Raw genomic sequence first — 21014 nt, 5'->3', positions numbered from 1 at the left:
ACGGAGCTGACCGGACGGGCCCAGCGCGCCCAACATGCAAACCTGCAAACAGGCAATCGGAACCAGACGCTTGAACGCAAGTCTCGACAAGGCCGTGGGTGAAGCTCTGCGCGAAGCGGCTCGGGTCGCGATCCTGCCCCGCTTTACGCCGGGGCGGCCGATCGATGCCGACTTCAAGGTTGCTGACGAAGCGGTTACCGCAGCCGACCGCGAGAGCGAGCAGATCCTGCATGACCGGCTCGCCGCACTGATCCCCGGCGCGCATGTCGTGGGGGAGGAGGCAGTGCACTTCGCGCCTGCATTGATGGAACTGCTTTCCCAGGGAACCTGCTGGATCATAGACCCGCTCGATGGCACCGGGAATTTCGCCAAAGGGCTTGCCCCCTTCGGAATGCTGGTGGCCCTGGCCGAACATGGGTGTCCGGTTGCGGGATGGATCTACGATCCCGTCGCGGACCGGATGTGCAGTGCGCATCGCGGACGCGGAGCCTTGGTCGATGGGCAGGCTTTCCGTTCACCCGTATGGCAGGGCGACCGGGCGACAGTCGCGGTGACCCGGCTGTTTGCCCAGCCCGAGCGCCGCAATGCGCTTGTCGCCGCGCTTGCCGGCCGCTTCGATGTCGTGGACAGTCCGCGCTGCGCCGCCGACCAGTATCCGCGGGTTGCCGCGGGCGGCAATGATGCGACCCTGTTCACCCGCACCATAGCCTGGGATCATGCGGCCGGCGTCGTATTCCTTGAAGAGGCTGGCGGGGTTGCGCGGCGGCAGGATGGCATGGCCTACCATTGCGGCGATCCGGACGCGGGCCTTGTCATCGCCAGCTGTCAGCGCCGATGGGACGAAGTCGCGCAGTGTCTCGACGCGGCCGGCATGGTGCTGGCGGGGGCGCACCTTGCCTGACGTTATTCCTTTTCTGCGGATTCCCCCTTTTCCGCGCAGCAGATCCACCGATCTCGCCCGTGACGGTGCTGGTGCCGGTGCCGGTTTTGGTGAAGAGGCGGCAGGTGACATTGTGGCTGCCCTGCGGCGGGCACGCGTGGGCGGGACTTTCTGGCTTGGCGACGCCGATCTTCCCGATGATCGCGATGTCCTGCTCTGTGCGTCGACGCCGCAGGGCCGCCAAGCGGTGCTGGCCGCCGCCGAGTCCGAAGGGTTGATCGGCCGTGCCGCGATGCGTGGTGAAGGCAGGGAGGATTTGCCGTCCTTTTCCGCTGCAAGCGATCCCTGGACGCTTTGTGCCCGCGCGCGCTGCATCATCGCCCATGCCGATGACGAGTGGGCGCTCGTCGGCGCGCTCGCGGGGTGCGATCTCATTATCGTGGGCAAGGGGCGATACCATGACCTCGCGCAAGCCGGAGGGCTGGAGCGTGCCGTGCAGGCCGAGGTGCTGGACGGCTGGAGTTACGTCGACCCGTTCACGCGTCAGCCCGCAAGCGCGCTTGCAACCATCGAACAACTGGCTGCATGGCGCGAGCTTATCGAAGCCAACCGCCGCTTTGCTGCCATCTTTGGCGTTGCCGGGTGGAAACGGGTCACCACCGATCCGCTGCTGTGGGACGGCACGGGCCCGATCCGGCACCGCTCAAGCCTGCGTCCGGGCGAACTGGCGGCAGGCGACACCGTGCTGGCGTGGATTGCGCGAACCGACGAGCACGCGGTCGGGCAGCTTTCCGATCTGGGTATTGCCGTTGGCGAAATCGAAGACGGTATGATCCGGTCAAGCGGACTTGGCGCGAATTGCGTGCCGCCCCTGTCGATTGCGGTCGATGCCCTCGGCCCACACTTCGACCCTTCCCGGCCCAGCGAGCTGGAAAATATCCTGCAAAATGCGGATATTGATACGGCCATGTGCGCCCGCGCCGCGCGCCTGCGCGCAGAGGTCGTGCAGCGCGGGATCGGCAAATACGGGCAGGATCGTAACGCTGCACCCGTCCAGCCCCGCGAAAGTGGCCGCGTTGTGCTGGTGGCGGGCCAGGTGGAGGATGATCGCTCGGTTCTGTGCGGCGGCCCATGGCTCGACAATTTTTCGCTTTTGCAAAATGCCCGCGCGCTGGAGCCGGACGCATGGATCATCTTCAAACCGCATCCCGATGTCGAGGCCGGGCACCGCAAGGGCCATGTGCCGGATGACAAGGTGCTGGCATTCGCCAACGCGATCGATCGCACATCTTCGATGCCCGCATTGCTGGCCCGCGTCGATGCGGTGCATGTGATCACGTCGCTGGCCGGTTTCGAAGCCCTGCTGCGGGGCTGCGAAGTGGTGACGCACGGCGTCCCGTTCTATGCCGGCTGGGGGCTGACGCGCGATCTTGGCCCTGTGCCGGAGCGCCGGTCGCGGCGGCGATCGCTCGACGAAATCGTTGCTGCAACGCTTATCCTGTACCCGCGCTACCTCGACCCGGTGACGCGCCTGCCCTGTTCGCCCGAAATGCTGCTAAGCCGGATCGACAAGGGCGAGGCGCACATCCGTACGCCCCGGATCCTGTTTCGCGAGCTGTTGGGCCGGGCAAAACTGCTGCTGGGGTGGCGCTGAACTGCGACCCCGCCCCGCAATCAACCCAGAGCGATATCGGGCGCGTCTTCCTGCTTCATGCCGACCACATGGTAGCCCGCGTCGACGTGATGCGTTTCGCCGGTCACGCCCGATGCCAGATCGGACAGCAGATAAAGCGCCGATCCGCCGACATCATCGATCGTGACGTTTCTCCTTAGCGGGGCGTTGTATTCGTTCCATTTGAGGATGTAGCGGAAATCGCCGATTCCGCTTGCCGCCAGTGTCTTGATCGGCCCGGCGCTGATCGCGTTGACGCGGATGTTGCGCGGTCCGAGATCATTGGCGAGATATTTGACGCTGGTTTCCAGCGCTGCCTTGGCCACGCCCATCACGTTGTAATGCGGCACGACCTTTTCCGCGCCGTAATAGCTCAGCGTCAGGATCGCTCCGCCGCTTTCGGGCATCATCGCGGCGGCACGCTGGGTGATCGCCACCAGCGAATAGGCCGAGATGTTCATCGTCATCAGGAAATTGTCGAGGCTGGTATCGACATAGTGCCCGCGCAATTCGTTCTTGTCGGAAAAGCCGATCGCGTGGACCACGAAATCAAGACTGTCCCAGCGTTCCTTGAGCGTAGCGAAAGCGGCATCGAGCGATTCCATGCTGGAAACGTCGCATTCAAAAGTGAAATCGCTGCCCAGTTGTTCGGCCAGCGGGATCACGCGCTTGGCCAGCGCATCGCCCTGATAGGAGAAAGCCAGCTGCGCCCCGTGTTCCGCGAGCTTTTTGGCGATGCCCCAGGCAATGGACTTGTCATTGGCGAGCCCCATGATGAGGCCGCGTTTGCCTGCCATCAATCCGTCCATTTATGCCTTCTCCTCGCGGGGCTCGCCGGGAGCCGACGCCTCGTGCGCCAGCGCCGCGTTCAGTTCTGCGCCAATAACGACGCCAAGACCAACGAGCCAGAAAAACAACAGCGTCACCATGCTTCCGGCAAGGCTGCCGTAGGTGAGATCATAGGTAAAGACGCTGCGCAACACCACCGGCAGTGCGGCGGCAACCACCAGCCACCATACCGTGGTGAACACAGCGCCGGGCCATTTGGGCCACTGTTTTCCGCGATAGGACAGCGGGGTCAAGGTGACGAACAGCACCCATAGCGATGCGGCAAGGCCCAGACCGGGAACGATGCGCGACAACCGCAGCGCGCCGATCCAGTTGCCAAGCTGCGGCACAACCGCCTGAATCACTTCCTGCGCGCCGCCGATCAGCACTTGTGCGAACAGCGACAGCATCAGCAACACGACAGCGCCCAAGATCAGCCCGATCGACACCAGCCGCTTTTGCCAGAAGGTGCGCCCGGTCTTGGTATCATAGGCGCGGCGCAGGATATCGCGGATCGTCTCGATCAGGCTCGACACCGTCCATAGGCCCACCGCGGCGCCTGCCCACAGCAACCAGCCAGACCGGGCGTAGATGACGTTTTCGGCGACGGGCACAATTACTGCAGCAACCGAATCCGGCATTGCGCGGGCGACTGAAAAGACGATGGTCTGGGCATTCTCCCGCCCGCCGATCAGATCGAACAGCGCTGCGCCGAGAATGAAGAACGGGAAGATCGCCAGCATCGACAGGTAGGCAAGATTGCCGGCGTGGATAAAGCCTTCGTTGAACGTGCCGACTGCAACGCGGCGAACCACGCGTCCGGCGTGTCTGAGCGAGGAATTGCTGGCAAGCCGGGCAAGCATCACAAATGTGCCCGGCTATTGGCCGAACTTCTCCCGCGGCCGCGCCATATCGACCCAGCCTTCGAGCCGTTCCTCGAGCGGCGCAAGATCGGCCGGCAGCTGGATTTCCAGCGTCACCAGCTGATCGCCCCGTTCGGGCTTGCCTTCGGCGGTCTTGCCGTGTTTGCGCGTCCAGCCCTTGCCGCCAAGCCGCAATACGGTGCCACTGCTGCTGCCCGGCTTGATTGTCAGCATTACCGCACCATCGACCGTGGGGCATTTGACCTTCGCGCCGCGCACGGCTTCGTCGAGGGTGATCGGCAGGTCCATTCGGATATTGTCGCCATCGCGCCGGAAGAACGGGTGCGTGCCGACTTCGACCATAACGATTCCGTCGCCGTGCCCGCCGGTGCCGGGGTGGCCCTTGTCCTTCAGGCGCATCATCGTGCCGTCTTCGACCCCGGCCGGCAGTTTCAGGTTGATCGCCTTGCCATCGGCCAGCGTGATCCGCTGGTCGCGCCCGGCGGCGGCATCGACGAATGGCACGGCGAGACGGTACTGGATATCGGCACCGCGCCGCGGCGGCGGCGGCGGCTGGCGACCGAAGCCGCGCTTGGCACCGGCCTGCTGGCGCGCCTTGCCGCCGAACAATCCTTCGAACAGATCGCCAAGATCGACCTCGTCGCCGCCGAACCCGCCAAAATCGCCGTTACCCTGAGCCCCGCCCGGGCCAGCACCATAAGTCCCGCCGCGGCCATAGCCAGGTCGCCCGCCCATCCCGGCAAAAGGATTGGCGGGGTTGCCCTCACCATCGATCTCGCCGCGATCATACTGGGCGCGCTTGGCCTTGTCCGACAGCAGATCATAGGCGCGGGTAGCATCGGAAAACTTCTCCGATGCCTTGGGATTATCCTTGTTGCGATCGGGGTGCAGTTCCTTGGCGAGCTTGCGATAAGCGCTCTTGATATCCGCTTCGGATGCAGTGCGGGCAACGCCAAGGGTGATGTAGGGATCGCGCATGGCGTATTAGCTAGGTGAGACAGTCGCCATGCGCAAGCGTGGGCTGGGTGCAAGTGCATGACGAAATTGCGAGCGATGCACTTTGCGCAGGCGGCAAGCGTGTCTATGTCCGGCGCTGGTTCAGCAAGGACACCCACCATGAACGAAGCCGCCCCCCTCGATGATGCCCAGCTGGCCGACTCGGTGCTGCCCGCAGGCGCTGACCCCTTCGACCTGTTCGAGGAGTGGTTTGCGGCCGCGCAGGTGGGGGAGATCAATGATCCCAATGCGATGGCGCTGGCCACCGCCACCCCCGATGCCGCGCCCTCGGTTCGGATGGTGCTGCTGAAGGGGCATGGCAAGGATCAGATCGCAGGCGGCGGCTTCACATTCTTCACCAATGCCGAAAGCCGGAAAGGTCAGCACATCCGCGCCAATATGCAGGCGGCGCTGCTGTTTCACTGGAAAAGCCTGCGTCGCCAGATTCGCATCGAAGGCCCGCTGACCGAAGTCAGCCCCGAAGCTGCCGACGCCTATTTCCATTCGCGCCCGTATAAAAGCCAGGTCGGCAGCGCAGCGAGTGACCAGTCGCGCCCCTTGCCGGAACGCCAGACATACCTCGACCGGGTGCAGGAATTGTGGGCTGCGCACGAGGAAGAAGGCAAGGTGCCGCGTCCGCCGCACTGGACCGGCTTCACCCTCAGCCCGCGCCGGATCGAGTTCTGGATCGATCGCGACAACCGGTTGCATGACCGGCGCGAATTTATCCGCGATGCTGCTGATGCGGCGTGGTCCGATACACTGCTCTACCCGTGAGGCCCGGAATGACCCAGAAAATCCCCTATTGGCATGTCGATGCCTTCAGCGCCCGGCCCTTTGGCGGCAATCAGGCGGCTGTGATGGTGCTGGACGAATGGCTGCCCGATGATGTGCTGGTCGCCATCGCGGCCGAAAACCTGTTCGCCGAAACCGCCTTCGTGGTGCGCGACACCACCGGAGAGGCGGAATGGGAGCTGCGCTGGTGCACGCCGACTTATGAAATCGCCCTGTGCGGTCATGCGACGCTGGCGAGCGGGCACGTGCTGCTTGCGCGGGACGGCGGTGAGCGGATCACCTTCCGTACCCGTAAGTCCGGCGTGCTGGAGGTGGCGAGCCTGGGCGATGCCTATGAACTCGCGCTGCCCGCGATCGCCACGCAGCCCGATAGCGCCGCCAATCAGGCGGAAGCGATCCGGCTGCTGGGGGCCGCGCCGCTGGACATTGCGCGTTCGGAACTGGGCTACAACATCTATCTCTATGAAAACGAGGCGGCGGTGCGCGGCCTTGCGCCCGATATCCGTGGGCTGGAGCGGCTGGGCAAAGACCAGTTCATCATTACCGCGCCGGGGGATCGCACCGATATTGTCAGCCGGGTGTTCGTCCCCGGCGGCGGGGTGGACGAGGATAGCGTCACCGGATCGGCCCACGCGGTGCTGACGCCTTATTGGGCCAAACGGCTGGGGCGCGGCAGCTTTACCGCGCATCAGGCCAGCACGCGGGGCGGCGATCTGACGCTGCGGCTGGCCAAAGACGAACGGGGCGAAAAAGCATGGCTCGGCGGGCCGTGCGTCACGGTCGTCGAGGGCAGCTTCTACCTCTGAGGGTAGAGTTCGAGAATATCCGCTACCTGCTGCAACATCGGCGGCCGTTCCTTGCTGTCCGAATGGCCGAGCCGCACCAGCGTGACCCGCTGACCGGGTGAAACCAGCACATATTGCCCCATGTGCCCGATCAGGCTGAACAGATTATCGGGCGCACGGTCGGGGAACAGCGGGTGCTGCGCAGGTTCGGTGCCGGGGATCGGGCGGTTGAGCCAGGTTTGCAGGCCATAATGCGGGCTGGCGGGGCTCGGCGTGACCATTGCTTCAACCCAGCGCTGCGGCACCAGCTGTTCGCCGCCCGGACTGCGGCCCTTGCGGCGCAGCATTTCGCCCAGCTTGGCCCAGTCACGCGCGGTCGCGTGCATCAGGCTGCCGCCGATCAGCGTGCCGCTCGCATCGAATTCCAGCACCATCGATTCCATGCCGAGCGGGCCGAGCAACCGTTCCTGCAGGTATTCCGCCACAGCCTTGCGCCGGGCTTCGGGTGCCGCGCTATCGGTCAGCGCGCGGGCGGCGATATCGGCGAGGATCACCGTGGTGTTTGACGAATATTCGAACACCTTGCCCGGCTCTGCTTCAAGCGGCTGTTCTTCGGCCCAGCGCGCCATGTTGTCGCGCCCGTCGAGGAACAGCATCCGCACTTCGCTGCTTTCATAAGGCGGATCGCCTGCTTCGGTGTGCCGCAGACCGCTGCGCATCTGGAGCAGGTGGCGCAGGGTTATCTCGGCACGCGGATCGCCGGGGCGCTGCCACAGGGGCACCGGCGCGGGCGCATCAAGGCTCAGCTTGCCATCGGCCACCAGCATCCCGATCAGCACGGCGGTGACCGTTTTGGCCATCGACCAGCTGATGAAGCGCGTGTCCTTGTTATAGCCCGGCCCGTAACGTTCGGCGGCGATTTCGCCATCGGCCATCACCACCACGGCGCGGGTTTCGCCGAGGCCCTTGATCGTGAACAGATCATCGATCTGCCGCGCAAGCTGATCCTTTGGCGCACCGGCCTTGTCGGTAACGGCGGCCAAAGCCTCCTGTGACAGCGGCGCTTCGACAGGCGGCGCAGCACCGCAGCCGGCGATCAGGAACAGGGCTGGCGCGAGCACAATGGCGCGGTTAAGGACGGCGGGTCTGAGGGTCATCGCGCCCTCAATTCCCGATGCAGTCGGGTTTTGCAATGGGGCTTGGCAATGGCAAAATCGCACTCTCCTGCAACCACCGGCCGCCCGCGCTGGGGCTTGTGGCTGCTGGCAATCATCGTGCTGGGGCTGGGCACAGCCGTGTGGGCCTTCCGCGAGCCGATCAACGGCTATGGCAGCATTGCTTCGGCCTATTCGGCAAGGGTGGGGTGTTCGTGCCGCTTTGTCGCCGGGCGCAGCCTTGATGATTGCGCCAAGGACAAGCTGGCCGGGATGGAAGCTGTGACGCTGGTCGAGGATGCCGAGACGAAAAGCGTCACTGCGCGCTTCCCCCTGGTTGCCGGGGCGACGGCCACCTATCGCAAGGGTTACGGCTGCGTGCTGGAGCAGTGGGAGGGGTAAAGCACCCGAATGTTTCTACTTCGTAGAGCTTCGCTTCCACGTGAAACATTGCTCCCATCAGGGTCAAGCGCAGGCAAGCAGGGGTCTAAGCGGGGTCTGGCGCGACCTGGCGGGGGTCTAACCCGGCATTTTTTCGGTCGAATCGACCCATCCGCCGCCGATCACCCTATCCCCGGCATAGATCACCGCCGCCTGCCCGGGGGCGACACCATATTCGGGCTGTGCAAAGCGGATCGTGACCGCCGCGCCATCTCCCGGTGTGCCTTCCAGTGTCACCGGCACCGGTTTGGCCATGCTGCGCACCTTGGCAGTAAGCGGCTCATCGCCCAGCGGGCCGATGCGGTTGGTCTCGGTCACCCGCGCCGCGCTCACTGCCAGCATCCGCTTGGGGCCGACGCGCACTTCGCGTGATGCCGCATCAAGCCCGATGACATAGAGCGGTTCCGGCTGGCCGCCGATCTCCAGCCCTTTGCGCTGACCGACGGTGAAGTGGACGATGCCTTTGTGCTCACCCAGCACCGCGCCGGTGGCAGCGTGGACGATATTGCCTGGCGCCGCGCCTTCGGGCCGCACCTTGGTGACGATCTTGGCGTAATTGCCATCGGGCACAAAGCAGATGTCCTGCGAATCCGGCTTGGCGGCGTTCCTCAGCCCCGCTGCTTCGGCAAGCTCACGCACCTGCGGCTTGGGCATCCCGCCCAGCGGAAAGCGCAGATAATCGAGCTGCGCCTCGGTGGTGCCATAAAGAAAATAGGACTGGTCACGTGCCGGATCGAAGGCGCGGTGAAGTTGCGGGCCATCAGGGGTCATAACGCGGCGCACATAATGCCCGGTTGCAAGGCAATCCGCGCCCAGTTCGCGCGCCATGCGGAACAGATCGGTAAATTTCGGCCCCATATTGCAGCGAATGCAGGGCACCGGCGTGCGCCCGGCGAGATATTCGTCGGCAAACTGTTCGACCACATCTTCGCGAAAAGCGCTTTCATGGTCGAACACATAATGCGCGATGCCCAGCCTGTCGGCCACGGCGCGGGCATCCCGAATATCGTCGCCCGCGCAGCACGCGCCCTTGCGCCCCGTGGCTGCGCCATAATCATACAGCTGCAACGTGATGCCGATCACTTCCGCGCCGCTGGCATGGGCCAGCGCGGCCACCACTGAACTGTCCACCCCGCCGCTCATCGCCACGACGATGCGGCATTCGGCTGCGGCACGCGGCAGATCGAACAGCGCGGCGGCATCGAGCGCAGGTCCGGAGGAGAGCGCGGCCAGTGGGCCGGCGTCAAGAAGAGTGGGCATGGTCATGGGAATGCTTGTGCCTATAGCGATTGCCGCCCGGTTTCGCCAGTGCCGCCAATGAAAGGCTGACCAACGGGACAGCACTTTTCCTAAGCTTGGGTAAATGGCAGTTTTACCTGATCTTGACGAGCGCGCCTTATGACTCGGCGTCATGTTCGAAAAAGCGAATCCTGTTTCCGCCTCGTCACGCGCTCTTGCGGGCGGTTTCCGTCATGGAGAAAGTGCCGCCGGGCGCTTCGAAGCGCGTGGCCCGCGGCGGGCCGGCGATGCCCTACGGGCCGTGGAATGGAGCGAAATCACCGCAAGATTGAATGCCGCGCGTGATTTGCGGCTGCTGATGCGCAACGAATCGCAAGCGCAGATCGAAGTCGCGTCTGCCAGCTTCGGCGATGCCGCCGCCAGCTATTTCGCACTGATTGATGAAAGCGAACCGGACATTAACCCTGATGCTTTAGGGCAATCTAAAGTCTTCGGTGTCACGTTCGCTTCAAGCGAAGCAAACCGTCCGGGTGATGCAGCAGACCAGAATGCGGGCGCAGCACCGGGCGATGCGAGAGAAATGAAATGATCGAGAATCAGGATATCCGTCCCGCACAGGTTATCGGCCCGCTTGGCGAGCCGCTGACTATTGCGGATCTGCCAGCCCCCGAAACCAAGCGCTGGGTCGTCCGGCGCAAGGCCGAGGTTGTGGCTGCCGTCAATGGCGGCCTGCTGACGCTTGACGAGGCGTTGGCCCGCTATGGTCTGACGCTGGAGGAATTCGCCTCGTGGCAGCGTGCGGTCGATCGTTCGGGGATGCACGGATTGCGCGTCACCAAGATCCAGCATTACCGCGACCTTTACGAGCGCCAGCTGAAGTACTGACCCGCCCGATTTTCCGTTCATCCTGCAAAAAGCCCGCTTCGCCATCAAGGCGTTGCGGGCTTTCGGCTATTCGCGGCACCATCCGGCCCGGGCGGCGCGGGGATTTTTTGCATGTGCCGTCCCGTTACGGAGATAGATTATGGGATGGATAGTAGCACTGATCGTCGGCGGGATCGCCGGCTGGCTGGCAAGTAAGGTGATGAACCGCGATGCCTCGATGGGGATCGTGTTGAACATTATCGTCGGCTGCATCGGATCGGTTATCGGCAACTGGATTGCTGGCCCCCTGCTGGGGATCAGCGGAAGCGTGCAGGAATTCTCGATCACCGGGCTTCTGGTTGCCTTGCTTGGCGCAGTTGTATTGCTGGGGATCGTCAACCTGTTCCAGCGCGGCAAAGTGCGTTAATTCCTACACGTCGCTCCCTCGCTCGGAACCGTAGGGCTGCGCCCTTCGTCTAGGCGGAAAGTCACCTGTCGATGGGTGCATTGCAGCATCGCGCCTGACATTCTATCAGGCGTTGCAGTTGGTGACTTATCCGAGTAATACACTTCGAGGCCGGAGTGTCCGTTGCGCGCGGCCGGTCCGAGTGAGGGAATGGCGATGAATTACGAAACAACGATCAGGGCCGAAGCGGCGGATGGCGTCAGCACCGATTTCAGCGGTTCGCGCACTCTGGCTGCGCCTGCGGTTCCGCGCTGGCTGATCATTGGCGGCCTGGGCGTATTCGGGTTGCTGCTGGCGATTGCGGCGTGGTTCGCGCTGGCAGGCGGAGAGCCCGCCGCTGTCGGTGATGACAATTCGCAGGCAGCAACCGTCACCGTTGTCACCCCGGGCAAAACCTCCGTTTCGGGCGAGATCGAAGCACCCGGCACGCTTGCCGCACGGCGCCCGATGCCGGTCGGTGTGGTTGGAGAAGGCGGTCAGGTGCTGCGCGTTACTGTGGATGCAGGCGACTGGGTGCAGCGCGGGCAGGTGCTCGCGGTGGTCGATCGTTCGGTGCAGGTGCAGCAGGCCGAAGCGCAATCGGCGCAGATCGAGGTTGCCCGCGCCGATGCCAATCTGGCGCAGGCCAATCTTGACCGTGCCTTGCAGCTGGTTGAGCGCGGGTTTGTATCCAAGGCCGATGTCGACCGCTTGACCGCGACCCGCGATGCCGCCGCCGCACGCGTCAAGGTTGCCCAGGCGCAGCTGGCCGAACAGCGCGCCCGCAACCAGCGGCTCAACATCTATGCCCCGGCGAGCGGTTACGTGCTGGCCCGCAATGTCGAGCCCGGCCAGACCGTGGGCGCCGGTTCACCCGCGCTGTTCACCATTGCCAGCGGCGGCGAGATGGAAATGCTCGCCCAGCTTTCCGAAGAACAGCTTGCCAAGCTGTCGATCGGCACGATGGCGACAGTCACGCCGACCGGATCGGAAAAGAGCTTTTCCGGACAGATCTGGCAGCTTGCGCCGGTGATCGATCAGGCCACCCGGCAGGGCACGGCGCGGATCGCGCTGTCGTTCACGCCTGAATTGCGGCCCGGCGGTTTTGCCACGGCGCGGATCAACAGCGGCACCTTTACCGCAACGATCCTGCCCGAAAGCGCGGTGCTGGCCGATGACGAAGGCAGCTTTGTCTATGTGATCGACAAGGATAACAAGGCCGTGCGCCGCGCGGTCAAAACCGGCGCAGTGACGGAAAGCGGCATTGCCATCACCTCGGGCCTTTCGGGTACCGAACAGGTCGTGCTGCGCGCCGGCGGGTTCCTCAACCCGGGCGAAACGGTCAATCCGCAGCCGCTCAAGCAGTAACCATCCATCCCGGCGCGGCTGTTCCGCGTAACTGACGGGGTTCAGATCCAAGTCCCGCGAAGCACAGGCAGATAAATTATGGCTCTCCGCGACATCTCGGCCTGGTCGATCCGCAACCCGGTGATTCCGCTGGTGCTGTTCACCGGCCTGCTGTTTGCCGGGATCGTCAGCTTCATGCGGCTGGACGTTACCAACAACCCCGATGTCGATTTTCCGGCGGTGGTGGTCAACATCGCGCAGCCGGGCGCTTCGCCGACCGAGATCGAAAACCAGATCACCCAGCGGGTGGAAAGCGCGCTGCGTTCGATCAACGGGGTCAATTCGATCCAGTCGACCGCGCGCGAGGGCAGTTCGAACACCTTCGTCGAATTCGAAATCGGCACCAACCTGATCGAAGCGGTCAACGAGGTCGAGACCGCGATCGACAGTGTGCGCGGCAGCCTGCCCGACGGGATTCTCGAACCGCGGGTGCAGAAGGTCAACGTGGTGGGCGAACCGATCGGCTACACCGCCGTCGAAGCCGACGACATGACGATCGAACAGCTCAGCTGGTTCATCGATGATACGGTCGCCAAGCGGCTGCTGAAGATCGAAGGCATGGCCGAAGTCCAGCGGTTTGGCGGGGTCGATCGCGAGATCGAGGTGATCCTCGATCCGGCGCGGATGCAATCGCTGGGGGTCACTGCCTCGCAGATCAACGCGGTGCTGCGCCAATCGAACCTTGATGCAGCCGGCGGCCTCGCGGAAATCGGCGGCACGCGCCAATCATTGCGGGTGCTGGGCAATTCCGACACCGCCTTCGCCCTGTCGCAGACCCAGATCCAGCTTGGCGGCGGGCGCACTGTGAAACTGGCCGATGTCGCCAAGGTGCGCGATGGCTATTCCGAACGCACCTCGATCAGCGAGGTCAATGGCAAGGAAGTGGTCAACTTCCTGATGAACCGCGCGCGCGGGGCTTCCGACCTTGCCGTCTATGATGCCGCGCTGGTGGAGATGGACAAGATCGAGGCCGAAAACGAAGGCGTGAAGTTCATCAAGCTTTCGACCAGCACCACCTATACCCGCGATCAATACCTGTCGTCGTTGTGGGCACTGGTTGAAGGCGCGGTGCTGGCCGTGGTGGTGGTGTTCCTGTTCCTGCGCGATTGGCGCGCGACCTTCATCAGCGCGGTCGCCATCCCGCTGTCTGCCATCCCGACCTTCTGGTTCATGGATCTGCTGGGGTTCAACCTCAACTTCCTGTCGCTGCTGGCGCTGGCGCTGGTGGCAGGGGTGCTGGTGGACGATGCGATCGTGGAGATCGAGAACATCGTGCGCCACATGCGGATGGGCAAATCGGCCTATCAGGCGAGCATCGATGCCGCAGACGAAATCGGCCTGCCGGTGGTGGCGACATCGTTCTGCATCGTTGCAGTGTTTCTGCCGGTGGGCCTGATGCCGGGCGTATCGGGCCAGTTCTTCCAGAACTTCGGCCTGACCGTGGTGGTCGCGGTGCTGATGTCGCTGGCTGTGGCGCGCATGATCACGCCGTTGATGGCGGCCTATTTCCTGAAGGCCAAGGGTCTTGCCGAACATGGCGATGGGCCGATGGTGCAATCCTACATGCGCGTGCTGGCGTGGACGCTCGACAAGGGCAAAATGATCGCGCGGCGCGCCGGGCTGGAAGGGCCGCGTAACCGTTTCGGCTATGTGCTGGGCCTGCTGCTGGTGGTGATTACGCTGCTGGTCGTGCCCGCACTGGTGCTGTTCGAGGTCTTCAGCGGCTCTGTTACCGGCCTGTGGAAGGGGTTGATCGGGCTGGATGTGCACAAGCAGATCGCCGCATCCGTTTCTGCGGACAGCAACACATTTGTGTACAAGCTGGTCGCCAAGGTGTTCGAAGTCGTGATCGTGCTCACCACGTCGGTGCTTTCGTTCCTTGCAGGCTATTTCACCTTCCGCCTGATCGAACTGCCTGCCGGTGGTTCCAGCCGGTTTGCGCGCAGCATGCGCTGGATGACAGCACGGTTCTACGATCACCGCATCTGGATGCTGGGCGCCGGCTGGTTTTCGTTCCTGATGACGATCCTGCTGTTCGGGCAGGCCCCGGCGCAGTTCCAGCCTAGCATCGACGACGAAAACAGCCGTGTCGAAATCGAGATGGTGCCCGGCACCACGCTGGCCGATACCAAGCGGATCGTAAACGGCGTCGCCGCGCGGCTGCGGCAGGAGCCGGAAGTCGAACGGCTGCTGGAACGCATCCGCCAGGGGGAAACCTCGTCGATCTTCGTCAAGCTGAAGGATGATCGCGCGCGCACCTCGATCGAATTCGAGCGTGAACTGGCGCCGGTGCTGGCACAAGTCCCCGATGCCCGCGTGCGGTTCCAGTCGCAAAGCGGCGGTTTCGGTTCGGGCCGCGATATGACTGTGATGCTGGCCGGTTCCGATCCGGTGCTGCTGGATCAGACCGCAACCCAGCTTGTCGAACAGATGAAGGGGCTCAGGTCGCTGGTTGCGCCGCGGATCAGCGCCGATCTCAACCGCCCCGAAATCATCATCACCCCGCGCACCCAGATCGCTGCCGAACTGGGCGTGACAACGGCTGCCCTTTCGCAAACGATCCGCATCGCCACGCTGGGCGAGATCGAACAGAACGCCGCAAGGTTCTCGCTCTCGGATCGCCAGATCCCGATTGTGGTGCGCCTGTCCGAACAGGCGCGTACCGATTTCCGCACCATCGAAAACCTGCCGGTGCCTACCGCCAATGGCGGATCGGTGCCCTTGAGCCGGGTGGCGGACATCAGCTTCGGTTCCGGCCCGACCGCGATCCAGCGTTACAACCAGAACCGCCGCGTGCTGGTGGGGGCTGACCTTGCCGCAGGCGTGCTGAAGGGCGATGCGCAGGCGCAGATCGACGCGCTGCCGGTGCTTCAGGAACTGCCCACCGGTGTGATCCGCGATGTCGTGGGTGAAGAACAATGGCAGGCCGAACTGATCACCAACCTGATCATCGCGATCATCTCGGGCGTGCTGCTGGTGTTTGCGGTGCTGGTGCTGCTCTACAAGCGGTTGATGAGCCCGCTGGTCAACATGACCTCGCTCGCGCTCGCGCCGTTGGGCGGGGTGGTGCTGATCTGGCTGCTGGGCCAGCCGCAATCCATGCCGGTCTATATCGGCATCCTGCTGCTGCTGGGCATCGTGTCGAAGAATTCGATCCTGCTGATCGACTTCGCGATCGAGGAAATGAACAAGGGCGTGCCCCAGATCGAAGCGATCATGGATGCGGGCCACAAGCGTGCCCAGCCGATTGTCATGACAACCGTGGCGATGACTGCAGGGATGGTGCCGGTGGCACTGTCGCTGACGGGTGACGGCGCGTGGCGCCAGCCGATGGGGATCGTAGTGATCGGCGGGCTGGTGCTGTCCACCTTGCTGACGCTGCTGATCGTGCCAGCCGGTTTCAGCCTGGCAGACAGCTTTGAAAAGCGCGTTGGCCCGTGGCTGCGGAACCGGCTGCTGACCTATAAACCGGGCGATGATACGCGCCCGCATGGGGAAGGTGAGCCTGATCTGCCTTTCCCCGGTCTGCCCGGCAATGCTTCACCCATTCCGGCGCGGCGTCTGCCGCCCGGGCACGAGCCGGCCGAGTGACGGGTCAAGGGCGTGGCCGGTTATAGCGTGACTGGCACGCCCGATCCGCGCTAGAGGCAAGCCATGGCGACACCTTCCCTGAGGCCTCTGACGTTGGGCGGGCAACCGCTCACCACCGATCGTGCGCGCCGGATGCGCTGGACGGCGACCGGTATGCTGGCAGCCATGGCGGTGATGTTCTTTGCCACCCATGCGCTGGCGGTGACAGGGCACCCGGCGTGGGGCTACGTCAATTCCTTTGCCGAGGCGGCCATGGTGGGCGGGCTGGCAGACTGGTTCGCGGTGACGGCGCTGTTCCGCCATCCGCTGGGCCTGCCGATCCCGCACACCGCGATCATTCCGGAGAACAAAGACCGGATCGCGGAGACGATGGCGCAATTCCTGCGCGAAAACTTCCTCACCCCCGCCGTGGTGGCGCGGCGCATGGCGGGAATGAACGTGGCCAAGGCGGCGGGCGAATTTCTGGCGGCCTCGCCGGAACGCGGCGCGGATCAGGGCGGCATCGATCACCGCTCGCGCATTACCAGCGGCGCGGCGGAATTGCTGGCCGAAGTGCTCGAATCGCTCGATCCCGACCGGCTCGGCAATCAGGTGCGCAGCGGTTTGGCAGGGCAGTTGGCAAAGCTCGATATTGCCCCGCTGGCCGGGCGCATGATCGAAACCACCATGGCGGACAAGCGCCACCAGCCGCTGATCGATGGATTTGTGCGCTGGGCGGGTCTGACGCTGGAAGATAACGAGGAGACGATCCGCGATATCATCCACCAGCGCGTCGCTGGGGTGCTGCGCTGGGCGGGGATCGACAAGACCATTTCTTCCAGCGTGCTCGACGGGCTCTACAAATTGCTCGCCGAAGTGTTGGTGAATCCGGATCACCCCCTGCGCGGCAAGATCGAGGAAGGCTTGCAGAAGCTGGGGCAGGATTTGCAGCACGATCCCGAAACCCGCGCCAAGGTGGAGGATATGAAGCGCGATCTGATCGCCAACCCGGCGGTGGCGGTGTGGTGGACAGGCGTGTGGGAACGCATCCGCCGTTCCCTGATCACCCGCGCCCGCGATCCCGAAAGCAGCATGGGCGAGGAAATGCGCAACATGCTGGCTGAACTCGGTGGGGCTTTGCAAGCGGACGAGCGGCTGCAACACCAGATCAACCGCTTTGCCCGCCGCACCATGGTGGGCGTTGCCACCCGCTATGGCGACCAGATCGTGCGGCTGGTGTCGGAAACGGTCAAGCGCTGGGACGCGACCACGATCACCGATCGTGTGGAAGGCGCGGTGGGCCGCGATCTGCAGTTTATCCGCATCAACGGCACGCTGGTGGGCGGCCTGGTGGGCATGACGCTGCACTTTATCACAACGGTGGTGATGTGAGCCGGGCCAGCCCTGCCGTGTATTCGCAGGGTCGCCGGTTCTGCGTTCAGGATCAGCCGAATATGTGATATCGATTGAATCGATTGGGACTGCGGGGGGCTGGCGTGGCCGAGAATCAGGAAGTTTACGTTCTCGACGAGGCATCGATGGTGCGGCTGTGGCTGACAGCGCGGGTCGATAGCGGTGCCATGAACCAAGCCGAAGCGAACCGGTTCTGGAACGATTACGTCCGTGGCGGCTCGCGTTATCTGGCAACCTATTTTGCCACTGCGGGTGATGTGCTGACCTTGACGCGGCTCGCCAGAGACCTCGGCACCCCGCTCGGCCAAGTCGCCTTCAAGTCCTATAACGGCAAGATGCACGTCATTTTCAAAGGCCACGCTGGCCTGCGCAAAGTCCTGACGGGAACGCGTTATGGTGTCACCAATGCGAAAGTCGTCAGTCTTGGGATTGGCGAAAAGGGCGTGCGGCAGGCCGTGCGCAAGGGCGGCGTTCTTTCGATCATTCTCGTCACCGCGTGGAATATCACCGATTATGTTCTCAACGACAGCGTGACGCTGGGGCAGTTCATCGGCCAGACCGCGACCGATATTGCCAAGATCGGGGCATCGGCAGCGGTCGGGGCGATCGCCGGCGCAGCGGTGGTGGGCACGGCAGTCGGCGCCTTTGCCCTCGGCCCGCTGATCGTTGCGGTGGCTGTTGGCGTGGGCGTGGCGCTGGCGCTGGATTACCTCGACAACAAGTTTGGCTGGACCCAGAAGCTCCAGAGGTTCCTCGACGACAAGATTGCCGCGGTAAACGCGAAGCTGCGTGAAATTCGCGACGATGCGAGGTTGTTCGCGATCCGGAGCGCGGCCGAAGTGCTCGACGAACTGGTCGATCTGGCCGCTGAAAGCGCGCGCCGCCGCTTCCTGCGCGAGATCGACAGGTATTTCCCCGTGCTGCCGAACTGGCCCAGCACGCCAAGCCTGCCGCGCCGCCCTAGCACCCCGAGCTTTCCGAGCCTCCCGAGCCTCCCGAGCCTCCCGAGCCTTCCGAGCCTTCCGACACTCCCAAGTCTTCCGAGCCTCCCCAGCTTTCCGAGCCTCCCCAGCCTACCGAGCGTTCCGCGCCTCCCGCGCCTGCCGTGGATGCGATAGGCGATCAGCGTGGGCAGCAAGTCTGAAGCTAGCGGCACTCAGCATTCCGGCCGCCTTCTGGGCTGGGGATTCGGCATCTGGGGGGTGGTGCTGTTGGGCTACTCCGCTGTCTCGATTTATGAATTTGCCGATGCCTATGTGAGGCGAGCCGCGATCATTGTGTGGGATGATGGAGGCTGGGTGGCCCTGCCTATCGCCATCGCGCTGCTCGCGCTGGCCCTCGCCCTGTATATCGGTCGCCATCACGGGCCCAACGTCGATGGGGCGCGCAGCGATGCGATCAAGCGCCTGCTGGTGCTGACGGCATGTGTGCTGCCTTTCGTGATCGTGCTCCCCTTCGGCGCGCACTGGGTTTTCGGACGGCAGCTGGAGGCGCGGGGATACAATGAATGTATTTACGGCGTGTGGGTCGCGGTTGGCCGCGTGCCCGATGTTCCGGCGACACCCGCTGCATGTCGCGGTCTTTCAGGCGACCTTGAGAGCAATAGCACGGGCTGACGGCAATGTGGCTGCCATTCGCCAGGGGGGCGCTGTGAAGGTGCGTGCCAGACCTACCCGATCCGGTAGGTGACAGACGTCGCAAACAGTGAGCGGAACGGCTGGCCATTGGCATCACGGGCTGGTTCGAAACGGGCGCGCTGCATCACGTCGCAGACGGACGATTCCAGCCGGATGGTGTTGGTGGCCTTGATCAGCGTGCAGCTTTCAACCGCCCCTTCAGCGGTGACTATCACCCGCATGCGCATGATGGCCTGTTCACCCTGGGCGAGTGCATCACGTGGGTAGCTGGAGAGGATCTTGCGAACCAGCGCCTCCTCGTTGAGCCAGCGCGCCTTGCTTTGCGCAGTCAAGTGGCGCTCGGGATCGAGGCCCCATTCGCCGAGAAGATCAAGCGTGCACTGGTTGAGCGCCTTGAATGCTTCGTCCATCGCGCCGGTTTGAAGCCGAACCGTGCGCCCGCCTTGCTGCAACTCGACAAACTGCATTTGCTGGCCGAAATTCACGTCCAACTGCGGCAGCCCCGGCTGGCCGGTTTCTCCCAATTTGTTGGCCTCCGGCTCACCGCTACCGGGCCGCAGGTTCGAAAATATAACCCCGGTACCAAAACCTCCGACCGAACCTGTGAAAGGGGTGGTTCGGAACGGCTGGTGGCCATCGAAAAATCGCACTTCGGTGCGCGCGAGGCTGCGGAAGCGGCTGAAGGACGGTCCTGCAACCGTCACTCCGGCTTCGCGCGCGGGCCAATATTGTTGGAAAGCGAGGAAGTGCGTGCTGTCGCCGTCGCCAAACAGGCGGGTGAGCATGCACTTGTCGTCGGCGTAATCGAGGTTCCAAGCGCTGCTTGGCTGAACGACGACAGGCTCCGCTCCGAATGCCGGCGTGGCGGTGATGGCGAGGGCGGCAAGGGCAAGGATGGTGCGACGCATAAAGAAACCTCCGGCAGTCATGCGAGACTGCCGGAGGTTCGTTTCGAATTAAAGTCTTTTGCGATGAACCGCTTACAGCGCGTTCGTCAGTTCCGGCACGGCGGTGTAGAGATCCGCGACAAGGCCGATATCCGCGACCTGGAAGATCGGGGCGTCCTCATCCTTGTTGATGGCGATGATGACCTTGGAATCCTTCATGCCCGCCAAATGCTGGATCGCGCCCGAGATGCCGATGGCGAAGTAGACTTCCGGTGCCACGATCTTGCCGGTCTGGCCGACCTGATAGTCGTTCGGCACATAGCCCGCATCGACTGCCGCACGGCTCGCCCCGATCGCCGCGCCGAGCTTGTCCGCCAGCGGCGTGATGGTCGCTTCGAAAGTTTCCGCATCCTTCAGCGCACGGCCACCCGAGACGATGATCTTGGCGCTGGTGAGTTCGGGACGCTCGCTCTTGGCGATTTCTGAGCTGACGAAGCTGGAGGTGCCGGCATCGCCCGTGCCGCCGATGGCTTCGATGGTGCCCGAACCGCCTTCGGTCGCAGCCTTTTCAAACGCGGTTCCGCGCACGGTGATCACCAGCTTAGCATCAGTCGATTCGACCGTGGCGATGGCATTGCCGGCGTAGATCGGGCGGGTGAAGGTCTTGGGGCCTTCAACCGACAGGATTTCGCTGACCTGCATCACATCGAGGTGCGCCGCAACGCGCGGGGCGACGTTCTTGCCCTGCGTGGTGGCGGCGGCGAGGAATGCATCGTGATCGCCCATCAGCTCCGCTGCGAGCGGGGCGACGTTTTCGGCAAGGCCGTTGGCATAGGCGGCGTCATCGGCAACGTGGACCTTGCCCACGCCAGCGATTTTGGCCGCCGCTTCGGCAACGCTGCCGCAATTGTGGCCGGCTACCAGCAGGTGCACTTCGCCCAGCTTAGCGGCGGCGGTGACGACCGCGAGGGTCGCATCATGCACCGCAGTGTTATCATGTTCGACGAGAACCAGAGTCTTCATTGAACTTACCTCTCAATTGAAACCCGTTCGCTTCGAGCGAAGTCGAGAAGCCTGTCTCGACTACGGGCTGCGCCCTCCGCTCGACACGAACGGG

20 protein-coding genes are annotated in these 21014 nt (G+C 63.7%); 13 read left to right on the top strand and 7 right to left on the bottom strand.

Annotation, left to right across the window (positions count from 1 at the left end):
- The first annotated feature begins 70 nt into the window (after positions 1-70).
- Both IP79_RS07625 and IP79_RS07620 read left to right on the top strand, forming a co-directional pair.
- Positions 71-901: an inositol monophosphatase family protein gene (locus IP79_RS07625; RefSeq protein ID WP_054118653.1), complete on the top strand. Its 831-nt coding sequence runs from the start codon at positions 71-73 to the stop codon at positions 899-901.
- Positions 894-2534 (top strand): beta-3-deoxy-D-manno-oct-2-ulosonic acid transferase, encoded by a 1641-nt coding sequence (locus IP79_RS07620; RefSeq protein WP_233994119.1) that lies wholly within the window; start codon positions 894-896, stop codon positions 2532-2534. Before IP79_RS07625 ends, IP79_RS07620 begins: the two co-directional genes overlap by 8 nt.
- A 20-nt stretch (positions 2535-2554) precedes the next feature.
- Here IP79_RS07620 and fabI read toward each other — a convergent pair whose 3' ends face one another.
- Genes fabI through IP79_RS07605 form a run of 3 tightly spaced genes read right to left on the bottom strand, consistent with a single transcriptional unit; the run spans position 2555 to position 5242 of the window.
- Positions 2555-3361, bottom strand: a complete 807-nt coding sequence (gene fabI / locus IP79_RS07615) for an enoyl-ACP reductase FabI (protein ID WP_054118652.1) — start codon at positions 3359-3361, stop codon at positions 2555-2557.
- Positions 3362-4243 (bottom strand): YihY/virulence factor BrkB family protein, encoded by an 882-nt coding sequence (locus IP79_RS07610; RefSeq protein WP_054118651.1) that lies wholly within the window; start codon positions 4241-4243, stop codon positions 3362-3364.
- A gap of 15 nt (positions 4244-4258) precedes the next feature.
- Positions 4259-5242: a DnaJ C-terminal domain-containing protein gene (locus tag IP79_RS07605; protein ID WP_054118650.1), complete on the bottom strand. Its 984-nt coding sequence runs from the start codon at positions 5240-5242 to the stop codon at positions 4259-4261.
- 138 nt (positions 5243-5380) lie between these two features.
- On the opposite strand from IP79_RS07605, the gene pdxH reads away from it, so the two are divergent.
- Positions 5381-6037, top strand: coding sequence for a pyridoxamine 5'-phosphate oxidase (gene pdxH, locus IP79_RS07600; protein WP_054118649.1), 657 nt, complete (start codon positions 5381-5383; stop codon positions 6035-6037).
- 8 nt (positions 6038-6045) lie between these two features.
- Entirely contained in the window at positions 6046-6861 is an 816-nt protein-coding gene (locus tag IP79_RS07595; RefSeq protein ID WP_054118648.1) for a PhzF family phenazine biosynthesis protein, read from the top strand.
- Here IP79_RS07595 and IP79_RS07590 read toward each other — a convergent pair.
- On the bottom strand, positions 6852-7997 hold the full coding sequence (locus IP79_RS07590; protein ID WP_054118647.1) for a serine hydrolase domain-containing protein: 1146 nt from the start codon (positions 7995-7997) through the stop codon (positions 6852-6854). The genes IP79_RS07595 and IP79_RS07590 overlap by 10 nt on opposite strands.
- 48 nt (positions 7998-8045) lie before the next feature.
- Here IP79_RS07590 and IP79_RS07585 point away from each other — a divergent pair, with 48 nt between their 5' ends.
- On the top strand, positions 8046-8396 hold the full coding sequence (locus IP79_RS07585) for a hypothetical protein (RefSeq protein WP_082337086.1): 351 nt from the start codon (positions 8046-8048) through the stop codon (positions 8394-8396).
- A gap of 117 nt (positions 8397-8513) precedes the next feature.
- Here IP79_RS07585 and mnmA read toward each other — a convergent pair whose 3' ends face one another.
- Positions 8514-9695, bottom strand: a complete 1182-nt coding sequence (gene mnmA, locus IP79_RS07580; protein WP_054118983.1) for a tRNA 2-thiouridine(34) synthase MnmA — start codon at positions 9693-9695, stop codon at positions 8514-8516.
- Positions 9696-10032: 337 nt separating this feature from the next.
- On the opposite strand from mnmA, the gene IP79_RS15445 reads away from it, so the two are divergent.
- The 8 genes from IP79_RS15445 to IP79_RS07540 all read left to right on the top strand — a co-directional run bounded on the left by IP79_RS15445 (position 10033) and on the right by IP79_RS07540 (position 18989).
- Entirely contained in the window at positions 10033-10263 is a 231-nt protein-coding gene (locus IP79_RS15445; protein ID WP_156318179.1) for a hypothetical protein, read from the top strand.
- Positions 10260-10559, top strand: coding sequence for a DUF1153 domain-containing protein (locus IP79_RS07570; protein WP_054118645.1), 300 nt, complete (start codon positions 10260-10262; stop codon positions 10557-10559). Before IP79_RS15445 ends, IP79_RS07570 begins: the two co-directional genes overlap by 4 nt.
- 139 nt (positions 10560-10698) lie before the next feature.
- Complete coding sequence (locus IP79_RS07565; RefSeq protein ID WP_054118644.1) at positions 10699-10965, top strand: GlsB/YeaQ/YmgE family stress response membrane protein; 267 nt, start codon at positions 10699-10701, stop codon at positions 10963-10965.
- A gap of 195 nt (positions 10966-11160) precedes the next feature.
- Positions 11161-12351, top strand: a complete 1191-nt coding sequence (locus IP79_RS07560) for an efflux RND transporter periplasmic adaptor subunit (RefSeq protein ID WP_054118643.1) — start codon at positions 11161-11163, stop codon at positions 12349-12351.
- Positions 12352-12429: 78 nt separating this feature from the next.
- A complete protein-coding gene (locus IP79_RS07555; protein ID WP_054118642.1) occupies positions 12430-15981 on the top strand; it encodes an efflux RND transporter permease subunit in 3552 nt (1183 codons plus the stop codon).
- A gap of 63 nt (positions 15982-16044) precedes the next feature.
- Entirely contained in the window at positions 16045-17352 is a 1308-nt protein-coding gene (locus tag IP79_RS07550; RefSeq protein WP_082337084.1) for a DUF445 domain-containing protein, read from the top strand.
- A gap of 104 nt (positions 17353-17456) precedes the next feature.
- Entirely contained in the window at positions 17457-18491 is a 1035-nt protein-coding gene (locus tag IP79_RS15775; RefSeq protein ID WP_054118641.1) for a hypothetical protein, read from the top strand.
- A 9-nt stretch (positions 18492-18500) separates the two neighbouring features.
- On the top strand, positions 18501-18989 hold the full coding sequence (locus IP79_RS07540; protein WP_054118640.1) for a hypothetical protein: 489 nt from the start codon (positions 18501-18503) through the stop codon (positions 18987-18989).
- A 53-nt stretch (positions 18990-19042) separates the two neighbouring features.
- Here the strand turns inward: IP79_RS07540 and IP79_RS07535 are convergent, their stop codons facing one another.
- Entirely contained in the window at positions 19043-19918 is an 876-nt protein-coding gene (locus IP79_RS07535) for an energy transducer TonB (RefSeq protein WP_197273774.1), read from the bottom strand.
- Positions 19919-19990: 72 nt separating this feature from the next.
- Complete coding sequence (locus IP79_RS07530) at positions 19991-20920, bottom strand: electron transfer flavoprotein subunit alpha/FixB family protein (protein WP_054118638.1); 930 nt, start codon at positions 20918-20920, stop codon at positions 19991-19993.
- Between the last annotated feature and the right edge of the window lie 94 nt (positions 20921-21014).

Origin of the sequence: Porphyrobacter sp. AAP60, assembly GCF_001296025.1 — a bacterium.
GTDB lineage: Bacteria > Pseudomonadota > Alphaproteobacteria > Sphingomonadales > Sphingomonadaceae > Erythrobacter.
Note: the sequence above shows the minus strand (reverse complement) of the source record. Positions and strands in the feature narration are given on the sequence as shown.